Source organism: Bradyrhizobium sp. B117, assembly GCF_038969555.1.
Classification (GTDB): domain Bacteria; phylum Pseudomonadota; class Alphaproteobacteria; order Rhizobiales; family Xanthobacteraceae; genus Bradyrhizobium.
This window is the reverse complement of sequence record NZ_CP152414.1, coordinates 46959-60480: the sequence shown is the minus strand read 5'-3', so window position 1 is coordinate 60480 and position 13522 is coordinate 46959. Positions and strand designations below refer to the sequence as shown.

The window sequence follows — 13522 nt, the reverse complement described above, 5'->3', positions numbered from 1 at the left end:
CCGTCGTGCACCGAACTCTCAACGGGTCGTCCCCGCGAACGCGGGGACCAATAACCCCAGGGAGAAATCGCAGCGCGAGCTGGTAACTACGTGTCGTCGCCAAATCACGCCCTGTGGTTATGGGTCCCGGCTCTGCGCTCCGCTTCGCTGCGCTTGTCCGGGACGACAGCGGAGCTAATTCTCCCGCACCCGCATCAACAACCCCAGCCCCGTAACGAAAAACACCACCAGCACGGCCATGCCGGCCTTCTGGCTCGCCGTTGCAGCGGTGATCATCCCGATCAGCAGCGGGCCGATGAAGGACGTCACCTTTCCGGTCAGCGCGAACAGACCAAAATACTGCGCGATGCGGTCCTTCGGCGCGAGGTGGATCAGCAGCGTGCGCGAGGCGGCCTGAAGCGGGCCGCCGGCCGCGCCGATGAGACAGCCCAGCACGAGATAGGCGCGCTCGGCCGCGCTCGAGAACAAGGGGGCGCCTGCTTGCGGCGGCGTCACCTTCACAAACAGCACGCTGTCCTTGTCGACCAGGAGGATCGCCGCCACCGCCAGCAGCAGGATCAGCAGGCTGCCGGCGATGACGCGCTTCGGTCCGAGACGATCATCCAGCTTGCCGCCAAGCCACGCGCCGAACGTGCCGGCGATCGCGAGCATGATGCCGAAGGTGCCGATCTGGATCGTGTGCCAGCCGAACGTGCCCGCGGCGTAAATGCCGCCGAACGCGAACAGCGACACCAGGCCGTCGGTGTAGATCATGTTGGCAAGCAGGAACGCCGCGAGCGATTTCTGTTGCGGCAGGCTCCTGATCGATTGCCTCAGCTCCGATAGTCCTTCGCGCAGCGCCTCGCGCACCGGCCGCTTTGCCGGATAGTCCGGCGTGAACAGGAACATCGGCGTCACGAAGATGATGAACCATATCCCGGTCAAAGGCCCGGCGGCGCGGTCGCCCTGGTGGGTTGCGGGATCAAGCCCGAACAGCGGCTTGAAGCCGAGCAGCGTGAGTCCGGTCTCGGGATTCGCAGCGAGGAAGCCGAGCACGATGATCAGGCTGACGATGCCGCCGATGTAACCCGTGGCCCAGCCAGTGCCGGAGAGCCGGCCGATCCGATCCGGCGGCACCAAGGTCGGCATCATCGCATTGTTGAACACGGTGGCGAATTCCGCGCCGACGCTGGCGAGCGCCACCGCGGTGAGCAGCGGCGGAATGATCGAGGGATCGCCGGGCTTGCCGATCCACAGCGTGCAGGATGCCAGCACCAGCACGGCACCGAATCCCGCAATCCACGGCTTCCTGCGGCCGGACGCATCGGCGATGGCGCCCAGCACGGGTGACATCAGCGCGATCGCGAGGCCCGCGGCCGCCATCGCAAAGCCCCACAGCGATTGGCCCGTGGCAGCAGTTGGCGCAACGCTGGTGGCGAAATAGGGCGCGAACACGAAAGTCGTGATCAACGTGAAATAAGGCTGCGCGGCCCAATCAAAGAAGATCCAGCTGACGACGGCGGCGCGCGGCGGGTAGGTCCGCTGCGCATCCAGACGCGCATCCGAGGCAATCGTCGTCATCATCAAATCCCCATCACGAACAGTTTGCCTCGTCCACGGCGCAACCCGTATAGCATGACAGGGACGCATGTGAATTGGCTCCAGGGCGTAGCGAGAGTTTGATGATGTCGTCATATTCGACACGGCGCACATTTATCGCGATCATCGCCACCTTGGCGTTTGGCCTTGCGCCCGCGACCGCACAGGATGCGCGAAAACCCTACGTTCCTCCGGCGCTCGACACCGTGCACGCGATCTCCGCCGAGCACGGCATGGTGGTGGCGCAGGAGAATATCTCTGCGCGTGTCGGCGCCGATATCCTGCGACGCGGCGGCAATGCGGTCGATGCCGCGGTCGCCACCGGCTTTGCAATGGCCGTGACCTATCCCCGCGCCGGCAATATCGGCGGCGGCGGCTTCATGGTGATCCATTCGGCCGAGCGTAACGAAGACATCACGATCGACTATCGCGAGACGGCGCCAGCAGCGACCACGCCGCAGATCTTCCTTGGCACGGACGGCAAGCCTGATGTCACGAAGTCGCGAGACTCTGCACTGGGCATCGGCGTCCCCGGTACCGTTGCCGGTCTTTCCCTGGCGCTTGAGAAATATGGCTCGGGCAAGTTCACGCTGGCGCAACTGCTCGAGCCTGCGATCGCGCTCGCGCGCGACGGCTTCGTCATCACCGACGACCTCGCCGACACGCTCCCGGGCTGGCACCGGCGTTTCGTGCGCTGGCCGTCCTCGACGAAGATCTTCTCGCGGCCCGACGGCACCTCGCTCGGTGAAGGCGACAGGCTGGTGCAGAGCGACCTTGCCGACACGCTGGCGGCGATCGCGACGCAGGGTCCGCGCGGCTTCTACGAAGGGCCGGTTGCGGAAAAGCTCGCCAAGGCCGTCACCGATGCCGGCGGCATCATGACGGCGGCGGATCTGAACTCCTATCAGGCGGTGATCCGCACGCCGGTGCGCGGCACCTATCGCGGCTACGACATCGTCTCGATGCCGCTGCCGTCCTCTGGTGGCGTGGTTCTGGTGGAGACACTCAACATCCTCGAGGGCTATCAGCTCGCCGGTTTGAAGCAGGGCTCGGCGGCATCGCTGCATCTGTTGATCGAGGCCATGAAGCGCGCCTATGCGGACCGCGCGCGCCATCTCGGCGATCCCGCCTTCGTCACCGCGCCAACCGAGACGCTCATCGCGAAGGACTACGCCGCCAAGCTGCGCGCGGGCATCTCTGCCGATCGCGCCACGCCGTCGAAGGATCTCGCCTCCTTGCCACCCGTGCCGCGCGAGGGCACCAACACAACGCACTTCTCCGTCGTCGACAGCTACGGCAACGCCGTCAGCAACACCTATACGCTGAACTTCAGCTACGGCGTCGGCCTCGTTGCCGACGGCACCGGCGTGTTGCTCAACAACGAGCTCGACGATTTCACCGCGGCGGTCGGTGCCGCCAACGCCTATGGCCTCGTCGGCTTCGAGGCCAACCTGCCCGGTCCCGGCAAGCGGCCGCTATCCTCGATGTCGCCGACCATCGTGCTGAAGGACGGCAAGCCGGTGCTGGTGACGGGATCGCCGGGCGGCAGCTTCATCATCTCAACCGTGCTCCAGGTGATCGTCAACGTCCTCGACTACAAGATGGATGTCGCCGCGGCCGTTGACGCCCCGCGGCTGCATCACCAATGGTTGCCGGACGAGGTGCGCGTCGAGCGCGGCTTCCCTGACGACGTGCTGTCCGCGCTGAAAGCGATGGATCACCATATCGTCGTGCCGATGGGACAGACATCGGCCAACTCCATCCTCGTCACGCCGAACGGGCCGTTCGGCGCACCCGATCCGCGCACGCGAGGCGCAGAGGCAGCAGGGCAGTAATTCTGCCCTGCATGGCGCAAAGAGCTGCTTCGGCTTGCGCAAGCCGCCGCGCGTGCTACCACCGCCCGGCCAAAGAAACTGCCGGGAAACGCACATGACCATCGCCGATCCGAACCAGCGCATCGAACGCGCCGAGATCGAGGACACCAGCCTACTCGCCTTCTATCGCGACATGAACGTCGCCGAACGCCGGACCTTCTGGGCCTGCGCGGCGGGCTGGGCGCTCGACGGCATGGACTTCATGATCTATCCGCTGGTGATCGGCACCATCATCGCGCTGTGGAAGGTCGACGCGGCCTCGGCCGGTCTTGCCGGCACGGTGACGTTGCTCGCATCCGCGATCGGCGGCTGGCTCGGCGGCTATCTCTCCGACCATATCGGCCGGGTCAGGACACTCCAGATCACCATCATCTGGTTCTCGTTCTTCTCGCTGGTCTGCGCCGTCGTGCAGAATTTCGACCAGCTGCTGATCGCGCGCGCCGTGCTCGGCCTCGGCTTCGGCGGCGAATGGGCCGCCGGCGCGGTGCTGATGGGCGAGGCGATCCGGCCGCAATATCGCGGACGCGCGGTCGGCTCGGTGCAGTCGGGCTGGGCGGTCGGATGGGGCCTTGCGGTGCTGTCGCAGGCGATCCTGTTCTCGCTGATGCCGGCGGAGACGGCGTGGCGCTGGATGTTCGTGATCGGCGCGCTGCCGGCGCTGCTGGTGTTCTACATCCGCCGCTCCGTCACCGAGCCGGAGATCGCGGCGGAGGCGCGCGCCAGGCAGGCGGCGAGCGGCGACCGGCCGGCGCTCTGGGAAATCTTCTCAGGCCCGATCCTGAAGACCACGATCCTGGCGTCGCTGATGGCGACGGGCTGCCAGGGCGGGTACTACGCCATCACCTTCTGGGTGCCGCAGTTTTTGACCAAGGAGCGGCATCTGTCGATCGTCGGCTCGACCGGCTATCTCTCGACGCTGATCATCGGCTCCTTCATCGGCTATCTCACCGGCGCCTGGCTCGCCGACCGGATCGGACGGCGCAATCTGTTCCTGATCTTCTCGATCGGCGCGATGGCCGTGGTGCTGCTCTATACGCAGCTGCCGCTCACCAACGAGATCCTCTGGGTGCTCGGCTTCCCGCTGGGCTTCTTCGCCTCGGGCTATTTCTCGGGGATCGGCGCGTTCCTGACCGAGCTCTATCCGACGCGGCTGCGCGGCTCGGGGCAGGGCTTCTGCTACAATTTCGGCCGCGGCATCGGCGCGCTGTTTCCGTTCCTCGTCGGCGCATTGTCGGCGACGACGTCGCTTGCGAATGCCATCGCGATCTTCGCGGTGGTGGCCTATGTGGTGTTCTTCATCGCGGCGTTTGCGCTGCCCGAGACGCGCGGGCGCGTGTTGCACGCGGATTGACTGTCATTCCGGGGCGCCCGAAGGGCGAACCCGGAATCTCGAGATGATGGCGCGAGATTCCGGGTTCGATGCTTCGCATCGCCCCGGAATGACGGTGGAGAGGCTTACCGCCCCACCTGATACGGCCCGCCCTTCTCCAGCGCACGCGCATAAGCCGGCCGCGCATGGATGCGCTCCAAAAACGCCATCGCCTTGGGATGGCCCTGCTCCAGCCCGCCGCGCGCTTGCGCAGCTTCGAGCGGGAAGCTCATCTGGATATCGGCCGCAGTGAACTCGTTGCCGGCAAACCACTCGCTCTTGGCAAGCTCGCCTTCCCAGTAATCCATATGCTGCTTGAGCTGCGGATTGACGAGCGCGGTGAGCGCCTGGTTCGAGACCTTTCGCACCAGCGGGCGAAGCAGCGCAGGCGCGCGCTTCGGCATCAGCGTGAACAGCAGTTTTAACAGCAGCGGCGACATCGCGGATCCCTCCGCGTAGTGCAGCCAATAGGTGAAGCGCAGCCGCTCCGGCGTGTTCGGCGGCGGGATCAGACGGCCGTTGCCGTAGGTCGCGACGATATATTCGATGATGGCACCGGACTCGGCGATGGTGTTGCCGTTGTCGGTGATCACAGGCGACTTGCCGAGCGGATGGATCGCGCGCAGCTCCTTCGGCGCGCGCATGTCCGGCTGGCGCTGGTAGCGCACGATCTCGTAGGGCACGCCCAACTCCTCGAGCAGCCACAGCACGCGCTGCGAGCGGGAATTGTTGAGGTGATGAACGGTCAGCATCGCGAGGGTCCCCAAGCTAGGCGTGGTCGATCGGCCGCGCCGTTCGTGCCAGCCCGGGATCACAATGTCGAGCCGTCGGTACAGATATTTTCGCCCGGGTATATTGACGAATATAATTTACCCGGGTATTAAGTCGCCAACGCTGCTCAAATATGGCAATGATTCCAATGCAGAAGATTTTCACCGCTTTCCAGGGCCCGCATCGCCTGGTGTCCGGGCCGGCCGGAGAGGTGGCGCTGGTCGTCAAGCGGGTGGCGCCAAGGCCGGACGAGCCCATCCTCATCTTCGAGGACGCCACGGGCCGATCGATCGACTTCGATCTGCGCGGCGGAGATCGCGAGGTGCTGGCGCGGTTGGCGAAGCTGATCCCGCCCCCGATTGAGGAGACCGCACCACCAAGCGAGCCGCGCGGGCGCGGCCGGCCAAAGCTCGGCGTGGTCGCGCGCGAGGTGACGCTGTTGCCGCGGCACTGGGAGTGGCTCAACGCGCAAGCAGGCGGTGCCTCGGTCGCGTTGCGCAAGCTCGTCGATGAGGCACGGCGCGCGAGCGGCGACAAGGACCGCGAGCGGCAGGCACGCGATGCGGCCTATCACTTCATGTCCACCATGGCCGGCAATCTGCCGCAGTTCGAGGAAGCCTCACGCGCCCTGTTCGCGGATGACCGGCGACGTTTCACCGGACTGATCGCCGACTGGCCGACCGACATCCGCGACCACATCGTGAAGCTCGCCTACAGCGACCGCGCTTAAGGCGCGGCGTTCCTCCCAACCCCATCGACGGCCGAGCCGCGCATTGCGCGGCAACGGTTTTGCGCGCCCTGACGAAAGGCACATCCATGTCCACGCCCACGCCACTCTGGACCACCTTCCTCCGCTTCCTCGCACCGCTGATGCTGAGCAACGCGTTGCAATCGCTGTTCGGCACAATCAGCAACGTCTATCTCGGCCAGCTGATCGGCGTCGATGCGCTCGCGGCGGTGTCGACGTTCTTTCCGGTGATGTTCTTCCTGTTCGCCTTCGTCATGGGCCTCAGCACCGGCGCCACCGTTCTGATCGGCCAGGCCTTTGGCGCCGGCGAACACAACAAAATCAGAAGCGTCGTCGGAACGACACTCGCGGTCGGGCTCCTGCTCTCGATTTCCGTCGCATTGATCGGTGGGCTCTTCAGCCGGCAATTGATGATGGCGCTCGCAACGCCCGCCGACATTCTCGATCAGGCCAGCGCCTATGCGCGCATCATGCTGTTGACGATGCCGCTCGGCTTCGTCTTCCTGCTGATGACGGCGATGATCCGCGGCGTCGGCGATGCGCTCACGCCGCTGCTGGCGCTGGCGTTGTCAACGGCGACCGGCCTGATCCTGACGCCGATGCTGATCCGCGGCTCGCTCGGATTGCCCGCCGCAGGCATCACCAGCCCGGCCTGGGCGGCTGCGATCGCCAACGTGCTGACGCTGATCGCGCTGGCCATCTATCTGCTGCGGACAAAACATGCGCTCGCGCCAGACAGCAGACTGCTGCGTCATCTCCGGCTCAATCGCGCCGTGCTCGGAAAAATCCTCGGCATTGGGCTGCCGAGCGCCATCGGCATGGTGGTGATGGCGATCGCCGAGCTGGTGCTGCTCGGCCTCGTCAACGGTTTTGGATCCGACGCCACAGCCGCCTATGGCGCGGTCAACCAGGTGATGGGCTATACCCAGTTCACGGCGCTGTCGATCTCGATCGCGGTCTCGATCCTGGGCGCGCAGGCGATCGGCCGCGGCGACAGCGCTGGGCTCGACGGCATCGTGCGCACCGGGCTCGCGTTCAACCTCGTGCTGACTGGCGGGCTGGTGGTGCTGATCTATCTCGTGCCGCGCGCCGTGCTCGGCCTCTTCATTACCGACGGCGCCGTGCTCGATCTGGCCAAGGGACTGCTCACTATCGCCCTGTGGAGTTCGGTGCCGTTCGGCCTCGCCACCGTATTCTCCGGTGCGATGCGTGCGGCCGGCGTGGCGCTGACACCGATGCTGCTCTCGATCTTCGCCATTGTCGCGATCGAGCTGCCGTCGGCGGTGATCCTGAGCCGCACGATCGGCCTTGCGGGCGTGTGGGCGGCCTATCCGATCGTGTTCTGCGCCATGCTCGTTTTGCAGATGGGCTATTACCTGCTGGTCTGGCGCAGGCGCGCGATCCGCCGTCTGGTCTGATCATCAAAGTATTATGACCGTCATTAAACGGTGGACCCGTGGCGCGCGCTGCGCCACAATGGGTAAAAAGCGACATCAGGGAGAACGATCTTGACCCGCACAGCCCCGCAATTCCTGTTCGATTTCGGCAGCCCGAACGCCTATCTCAGCCACCTCGCCATCCCCGCGATCGAGCAGCGCATCGGCGTCAAGTTCGAATATGTGCCGATCCTGCTCGGCGGCATCTTCAAATCGACCAACAACAAGTCGCCGGCCGAGACGCTCGCCGGCATCAAGAACAAGCGCGAATTCCAAGAGGTCGAGACCGAGCGCTTCGTCAAGCGCTTCAAGGTCCAGCCCTATGTCTTCAATCCGCACTTCCCGGTCAATACGCTGAACCTGATGCGCGTGGCCATCGCCGCGCAGCTCGAGGGCGTCTTCGAGAAATACGTGGACGCCGCCTTCCACCACATGTGGCGCGAGCCGAAGAAGATGGACGATCCTGAAATCGCGGCGAAGGCGCTGGCGTCCTCCGGTCTCGATGCGCAAAAGCTGTTTGCCCGCGCCCAGGAGCCCGAGGTCAAGGGCAAGCTGATCAAGAACACCGAGGAGGCGGTCGCCCGCGGCGCCTTCGGCTCGCCAACCTTCTTCGTCGGCAACGAAATGTTCTTCGGCAAGGAGCAGCTGCGCGAGGTCGAGGAGATGGTGTCGGGGACGTAGTCCCCCCAATCTCCGGCGACAGAATGTGATCGCGATAGCATTCTGGATTGCTTCGCTTCGCTCGCAATGACGACTATAGATGGACCGCCAATAGCAACAAAAAGGAATATCCCATGCGCATTCTCGTGGTCGGCGCCGGCGCCATCGGCGGCTATTTTGGTGGCAGGCTGTTGCAGGCCGGCCGCGACGTCACCTTCCTGGTCCGGCCGCGCCGCGCCGGCGAGCTCGCGAGCGCTGGCCTCGTCATCAAGAGCCCGAATGGCGACGTGACCCTAAAGAATCCGCCGACCGTGCAGGCCGACGCGCTCAAGGACAAGTTCGACGTCGTTCTGCTCAGCTGCAAGGCGTTCGACCTCGATGACGCCATCAAGTCGTTTGCCCCGGCGGTCGGGCCGAACACGGCGATCATCCCAATGCTCAACGGCATGAAGCATCTCGACACGCTCGATGCGAAGTTCGGCAAGGAGCGCGTGCTCGGCGGCCTCTGCGCCATCGCCGCGACGCTGAACGAGAAGCGCGAGGTGGTGCAGCTCCAGCCGATGCAGTCGCTCAATTACGGCGAGCGCGACGGCAAGCTGTCGGATCGCGTCAAGGCGATCGACGAGGCTTTCAAGAGCGGCATCAATGGCGCCGCCGCGAGCCAGAACATCATGCAGGACATGTGGGAGAAATGGGTGTTCCTGTCCTCGCTCGCCGCCAGCACCAGCCTGATGCGCACCTCCGTCGGCAACATCCTGGCCGCGCCCGGCGGCAGGGACTTTCTGCTCGGCATGCTGGACGAGACCAGCGCCATCGCGACCGCGTCAGGCTACGCGCCGGGCGGCCCGTTCTTCGAGCGCGTGAAGGGGAATCTGACGACCGAAGGCTCGCCGATGACCGCCTCGATGTTCCGCGACATCAAGGCGGGCCTGCCGGTCGAAGCCGATCACGTGATCGGCGACCTCATCGCGCGCGCAGACGCCGCCAAGGTGCCGGTGCCGAAGCTGCGGATCGCATACACGCATTTGAAGGCGTATGAGAAGCAGCGGGCGAGCTAACCTCACACTAGGCTGTCATCCCGGGGCGCGCGCTGCGCGAGCCCGGGACCCATAACCACAGGGAGTGGTTATGGCGCGAGCTCGCACTACGAATCTTTGTCAAACTTGATCCTGTGGCTATGGGTCCCGGACTCGCGACTTCGTCGCGCCCCGGGACGACGAGCTGTGTTTGCCGCGATCGCGGCGCGCTACTTGAAATACGCGAGATAGTGCGACACGGCCGTGATCTCCTCGTCACTCATGTGATAGGCGACGTCCGCCATTGCTGCGACGCCGCCGCCGACGCGCGCACCCGCTTTGTAGTCGTGCAGCGCTTTGACGAGATATTCCTCGCGCTGGCCCGCGAGCCGTGCGACGGCCTTGGTGCCGGCAAAGCTGTCCGTATGACATGAGGCGCAGCGGCGGCCGACAGCGACTTGCGCGCCCTTCTTCGACAGATCGGGATCGGTGTCCTCCGCTGCTTTCGGCGGCGTCATTTGCGAGAAGTAGGCGCCGAAATTGCGGATGTCCTCGTTGTTGATCTCTTCCACGATCGGCTGCATCTGGTCGTTCTTGCGCGAGCCGGCGCGGAAGAACACGAGTTGCCACTGGATGAACTGATTGGGCTGGCCGGCCAGCGAGGGGATGTTCTCCGTCTGCGAGATGCCGTTCTCGCCATGGCAGCCGGAGCAGACGGCGGCCTTCTCCTTGATCGCGGCGTTGTCGGCGGCGCCTGCGGGGAAGAGGCCGAGCACGAGGACCGCAACCGCGCTGGTTGCGTACGAGATGAACTGCCGGCGCATGATGGGGGATTCCGATCTGTCGAGCTCGTCATTCCGGGGCGTGCGGAGCACGAGCCCGGAATCCATAGCCACGACTCGGGGTTATCGGTTCCGGACTTGCACGCAAGAGACGCGCAATCCGGAACGACGGCGTGGGCTGAAATGAAAAAGGCTGCGGCCGCCTCTCGGCCACCGCAGCCTCCGTTCGTGTCGCGCTACTTCTTGCTGTAGCTGATGCGATAGATCGCGCCGGCCCAGTCGTCGGCGACGAGGATCGAGCCATCCTTGGCGAGGATGATGTCATCAGGACGGCCGAGATAGCCCTGGTCGCCCTCGATCCAGCCGGAGGCGAACACCTCCTGCTTGGCGTTCTTGCCGTCGGGCCCGACGATCACGCGCATGATGCGGCCGCCCTGGTACTTGTGACGATTCCAGGAGCCGTGCTCGGCGATCAGGATGTTGTTCTTGTACTCCGGCGGGAATTGATCGCCGGTGTAGAACTTCATGCCGAGCGGAGCGACATGCGCGCCGAGATTCAGCACGGGCGGCGTGAACTCGGAGCATTTGTGACCCATCGCGAACTTCGGATCGGGCAGGTCGCCCTGATGGCAATAGGGATAGCCGAAATGCTCGCCGATCTTGCTGATCATGTTCAGCTTGTCGCTAGGTAGATCATCGCTGATCCAGTCGCGGGCGTTCTCGGTGAACCAATATTTGCCGGTGCGCGGATCAACGTCGCCGCCGACCGAGTTGCGAACGCCGAGCGCGTAGATCTCGGCGTTGCCGGTCTTGGGATCGACACGGCGGATCTGCGAGACGCTGGTCGGGGGAACGCCGACGTTGAAAGGCGGTCCGAACGGCAGGAAGAACCAGCCTTCCTTGTCGACCGCGATATACTTCCAGCCATGCGCCGCATAGGAGGGCATGTCGTCATAGACGACCTTGCCCTCGCCGGGATTGTCGAGCTTGTTCTCGATGTCGTCGTAGCGGATCAGCTTGTCGACCGCGATGACGTAGAGCGCGCCGTCCTTGACGGCGAGACCGGTGGGCATGTTCAGCCCCTTGAGGATGGTCTTGACCTCTTTCTTCCCGTTGTTGTCCTTGATGGCATAGACGTTGCCGAGGCCGAACGAGCCGACGAACAGCGTGCCCTTGTCGCCCCAAGCCATCTGCCGCGCGGCCAGCACGCCGGAGGCGTAGACCTCCATCTTGAAGCCCGGCGGCAGCTTGACCTTCTTGACGATGTTGGCGAGCTCGGCGTCGGAGGCGCCGGTCGGCGGACCCGAGGGCGGCGCGAGGCCCTTCTGCGCTTCGGTCTCATCGCCCAGGAACCAGTCATCCGGCGGATGGGTCCAGAATTCCTTGGTGCCGGATTCGTATTTCTTCAGCGTCCGATTCTTGTCCTGCTGTTGCGCATTGCCGGCGCTGGTCCCCGCAAGAAGGGCCACGGCCGCAAGCGCCAACACGGATCGATGGAACATCGATGTCATCGCGTCACTCCCCTAAGGCAGCCGTCGAGGCCGCACTTTGATTTTGTTATGGCTAGTCGAGAGGCGAAGTTTGGAATCTGCCGAGCGGCAGACGCAAAAAGGTTAGCACATCTGCCAGCGCTGAGAAGCGCGCTACGGCTGCTGCGGTTGTGCTCAATAAAAATTGAGACGGAATGTCAATGAACGCGCCCCCGCGCTCTCGCTGCAACGCGGAATCAAGATCGCGCGTCCGATCTTCCGACTGCACGAAGGGGCACCAAACAAAAACTGCGAAAACAACCCCATGCACAGTAGAACGGTTGAGGCCGGCTTGCTGCCGGCGACGCCGTGCAGACACTTGATGCATCGGGCAAAATGACGAACGCGGCGCTTATGAGGCGACAGGGTAGGGCCCGTCGTCGAACACCACGTCATGATAGCCCTTCGATCCCACCTCGCGCGCCAGCGCGCTGCGGAAATCGCAGCCATCACGAAGGCTGCGCAGCATATGGGCAAAGTCGAGTTCCGGCCGCCAGCCGAGCTCGCGCCGCGCGCGCTCATTGACATAGACGCGGTCGATCTGCGGAAGCAGGCGCCAGCCGCGCGCGGCATAGAGCTGTGCGCAATCCGGATAGAGCTCGCGCACGACGCCGGCCGCGTCGCGCGCCAGCGCCGCGAGATGGCGCTCGTCGAACGGGCTCGTGGCGGAGACGATGTAGCGGGCAAAGCCGATCTTGGGCGTGCGCTCGACGGCGAGCAGATGGGCACTCACCGCGTCCGCTATATCCAGCCGGCGATAGAGCAGCTCATTGGCCTGCGCGTTGTCCAGCGCGTAAGCCGACCGCAGCGCCGGATCGTCGTCGTCCTCCGGAAAGAAGCGCGAGGTCCGCAATACCACGACCGGCAGACCGTGCTCGCGGAAGAACAACTCGCAGAGGTTCTCGGCCATCAGCTTGGTCGTGCCGTAAATGTTCTTCACCACCGGCGGCAGATCCTCGGTGACCCACACCGCCGCCTGCCCGGCTTCGGGGCGAAGCTGTGAGCCGAACGCGCTGGTGGTACTGGTGAAGACGAAGCTGCGCACGCCGGTGGCAGCCGCTGCTTCGAGCAGGTTGAGGGTGCCGGTGACGTTGGTATCGATGAAATCCTGCTTGCTGTGGGTCCCCACATGCGGCTTGTGCAGCGTCGCGGCGTGGATCACCGCGGTGACGCCGTCCATCTGCTCTCGCACGAAGTCGGGATCGACGATCGAGCCGACCGCATCGGTGAACGGTGACGGCTTCAGATCGATCCCGCGCGCGGAGGAACCGCGCCCACGGAGCGTCCGGAGGATCGCCTCTCCGAGGTGACCCGCGCTGCCCGTAACCAGAATTTTCATGCAAGACCCAATACAGCCGCCAGCGGCGTGGAAAACCACGTCCCGACCCGCTTTGGCTGGATGCTCTGGGAAAAATTGGAGCGGGCGAAGGGGCTCGAACCCTCGACCCCGACCTTGGCAAGGTCGTGCTCTACCACTGAGCTACACCCGCATCCTGTGTCGACCGCGTGACGCGCCGGCAACGGCTGTCGTATGCCAAAAGCGGGAGGGGAATGCAACAGCTACCCGCGGCATAGATTGCTATCTTGAGGCCCCATATGGAGCCGAATGTGAGGCAAATCGACCGAAAACGGCCCGGAACCGCCGAATCGACCGCGATGGATTGAAATTCGGCCGTCCCGGCCCAATTTTAGCGCCGACACCACAGCATAAGAATCGGCGACGTGCTAAAGACCCGCCATTCCAGACATCACACGAGGG

General features: G+C 64.5%; 11 protein-coding genes and 1 tRNA gene. 6 read left to right on the top strand and 6 right to left on the bottom strand.

The genetic code is table 11. The features are described from left to right. Positions 1-174: 174 nt before the first annotated feature. Positions 175-1560, bottom strand: a complete 1386-nt coding sequence (locus tag AAFG16_RS00300) for an MFS transporter (protein WP_342736411.1) — start codon at positions 1558-1560, stop codon at positions 175-177. A gap of 101 nt (positions 1561-1661) precedes the next feature. Here AAFG16_RS00300 and ggt point away from each other — a divergent pair, with 101 nt between their 5' ends. After that, positions 1662-3413, top strand: coding sequence for a gamma-glutamyltransferase (ggt, locus tag AAFG16_RS00295; protein WP_342736409.1), 1752 nt, complete (start codon positions 1662-1664; stop codon positions 3411-3413). Positions 3414-3507: 94 nt separating this feature from the next. Then, complete coding sequence (locus AAFG16_RS00290; protein WP_283083029.1) at positions 3508-4803, top strand: MFS transporter; 1296 nt, start codon at positions 3508-3510, stop codon at positions 4801-4803. A gap of 104 nt (positions 4804-4907) precedes the next feature. Here AAFG16_RS00290 and AAFG16_RS00285 read toward each other — a convergent pair whose 3' ends face one another. Continuing rightward, positions 4908-5573, bottom strand: coding sequence for a glutathione S-transferase (locus AAFG16_RS00285; protein WP_283083028.1), 666 nt, complete (start codon positions 5571-5573; stop codon positions 4908-4910). A 152-nt stretch (positions 5574-5725) separates the two neighbouring features. On the opposite strand from AAFG16_RS00285, the gene AAFG16_RS00280 reads away from it, so the two are divergent. The 4 genes from AAFG16_RS00280 (at position 5726) to panE (ending at position 9494) form a co-directional block, all read left to right on the top strand. Further along, on the top strand, positions 5726-6322 hold the full coding sequence (locus AAFG16_RS00280) for a DUF2239 family protein (protein ID WP_342736407.1): 597 nt from the start codon (positions 5726-5728) through the stop codon (positions 6320-6322). A gap of 86 nt (positions 6323-6408) precedes the next feature. After that, positions 6409-7758 (top strand): MATE family efflux transporter, encoded by a 1350-nt coding sequence (locus AAFG16_RS00275; protein ID WP_342736405.1) that lies wholly within the window; start codon positions 6409-6411, stop codon positions 7756-7758. A gap of 90 nt (positions 7759-7848) precedes the next feature. Beyond that, positions 7849-8457, top strand: a complete 609-nt coding sequence (locus tag AAFG16_RS00270) for a 2-hydroxychromene-2-carboxylate isomerase (RefSeq protein WP_283083025.1) — start codon at positions 7849-7851, stop codon at positions 8455-8457. Between the two features lie 113 nt (positions 8458-8570). Beyond that, positions 8571-9494, top strand: coding sequence for a 2-dehydropantoate 2-reductase (panE, locus tag AAFG16_RS00265; protein ID WP_283083024.1), 924 nt, complete (start codon positions 8571-8573; stop codon positions 9492-9494). 188 nt (positions 9495-9682) lie between these two features. On the opposite strand, the gene AAFG16_RS00260 is transcribed toward panE, so the two are convergent. From AAFG16_RS00260 to AAFG16_RS00245, 4 genes are all read right to left on the bottom strand, one after another. Beyond that, a complete protein-coding gene (locus AAFG16_RS00260; protein WP_342736403.1) occupies positions 9683-10276 on the bottom strand; it encodes a c-type cytochrome in 594 nt (197 codons plus the stop codon). Between the two features lie 194 nt (positions 10277-10470). After that, positions 10471-11745: a PQQ-dependent sugar dehydrogenase gene (locus AAFG16_RS00255; protein ID WP_283083022.1), complete on the bottom strand. Its 1275-nt coding sequence runs from the start codon at positions 11743-11745 to the stop codon at positions 10471-10473. 370 nt (positions 11746-12115) lie between these two features. Further along, entirely contained in the window at positions 12116-13102 is a 987-nt protein-coding gene (locus tag AAFG16_RS00250) for an NAD(P)-dependent oxidoreductase (RefSeq protein WP_342736401.1), read from the bottom strand. A 76-nt stretch (positions 13103-13178) separates the two neighbouring features. Continuing rightward, positions 13179-13253, bottom strand: a tRNA-Gly gene (locus AAFG16_RS00245). Positions 13254-13522 lie beyond the last annotated feature (269 nt).

What these genes read in the sequence shown, in the direction of transcription:
- AAFG16_RS00285 (WP_283083028.1), bottom strand. Translation starts at nt 5,573, where the DNA reads ATGCTGACCGTTCATCACCTCAACAATTCCCGCTCGCAGCGCGTGCTG.
- AAFG16_RS00260 (WP_342736403.1), bottom strand. Translation starts at nt 10,276, where the DNA reads ATGCGCCGGCAGTTCATCTCGTACGCAACCAGCGCGGTTGCGGTCCTC.
- AAFG16_RS00275 (WP_342736405.1), top strand. Translation starts at nt 6,409, where the DNA reads ATGTCCACGCCCACGCCACTCTGGACCACCTTCCTCCGCTTCCTCGCA.
- AAFG16_RS00280 (WP_342736407.1), top strand. Translation starts at nt 5,726, where the DNA reads ATGGCAATGATTCCAATGCAGAAGATTTTCACCGCTTTCCAGGGCCCG.
- AAFG16_RS00290 (WP_283083029.1), top strand. Translation starts at nt 3,508, where the DNA reads ATGACCATCGCCGATCCGAACCAGCGCATCGAACGCGCCGAGATCGAG.
- AAFG16_RS00250 (WP_342736401.1), bottom strand. Translation starts at nt 13,102, where the DNA reads ATGAAAATTCTGGTTACGGGCAGCGCGGGTCACCTCGGAGAGGCGATC.
- AAFG16_RS00300 (WP_342736411.1), bottom strand. Translation starts at nt 1,560, where the DNA reads ATGACGACGATTGCCTCGGATGCGCGTCTGGATGCGCAGCGGACCTAC.
- ggt (WP_342736409.1), top strand. Translation starts at nt 1,662, where the DNA reads ATGATGTCGTCATATTCGACACGGCGCACATTTATCGCGATCATCGCC.
- AAFG16_RS00255 (WP_283083022.1), bottom strand. Translation starts at nt 11,745, where the DNA reads ATGACATCGATGTTCCATCGATCCGTGTTGGCGCTTGCGGCCGTGGCC.
- panE (WP_283083024.1), top strand. Translation starts at nt 8,571, where the DNA reads ATGCGCATTCTCGTGGTCGGCGCCGGCGCCATCGGCGGCTATTTTGGT.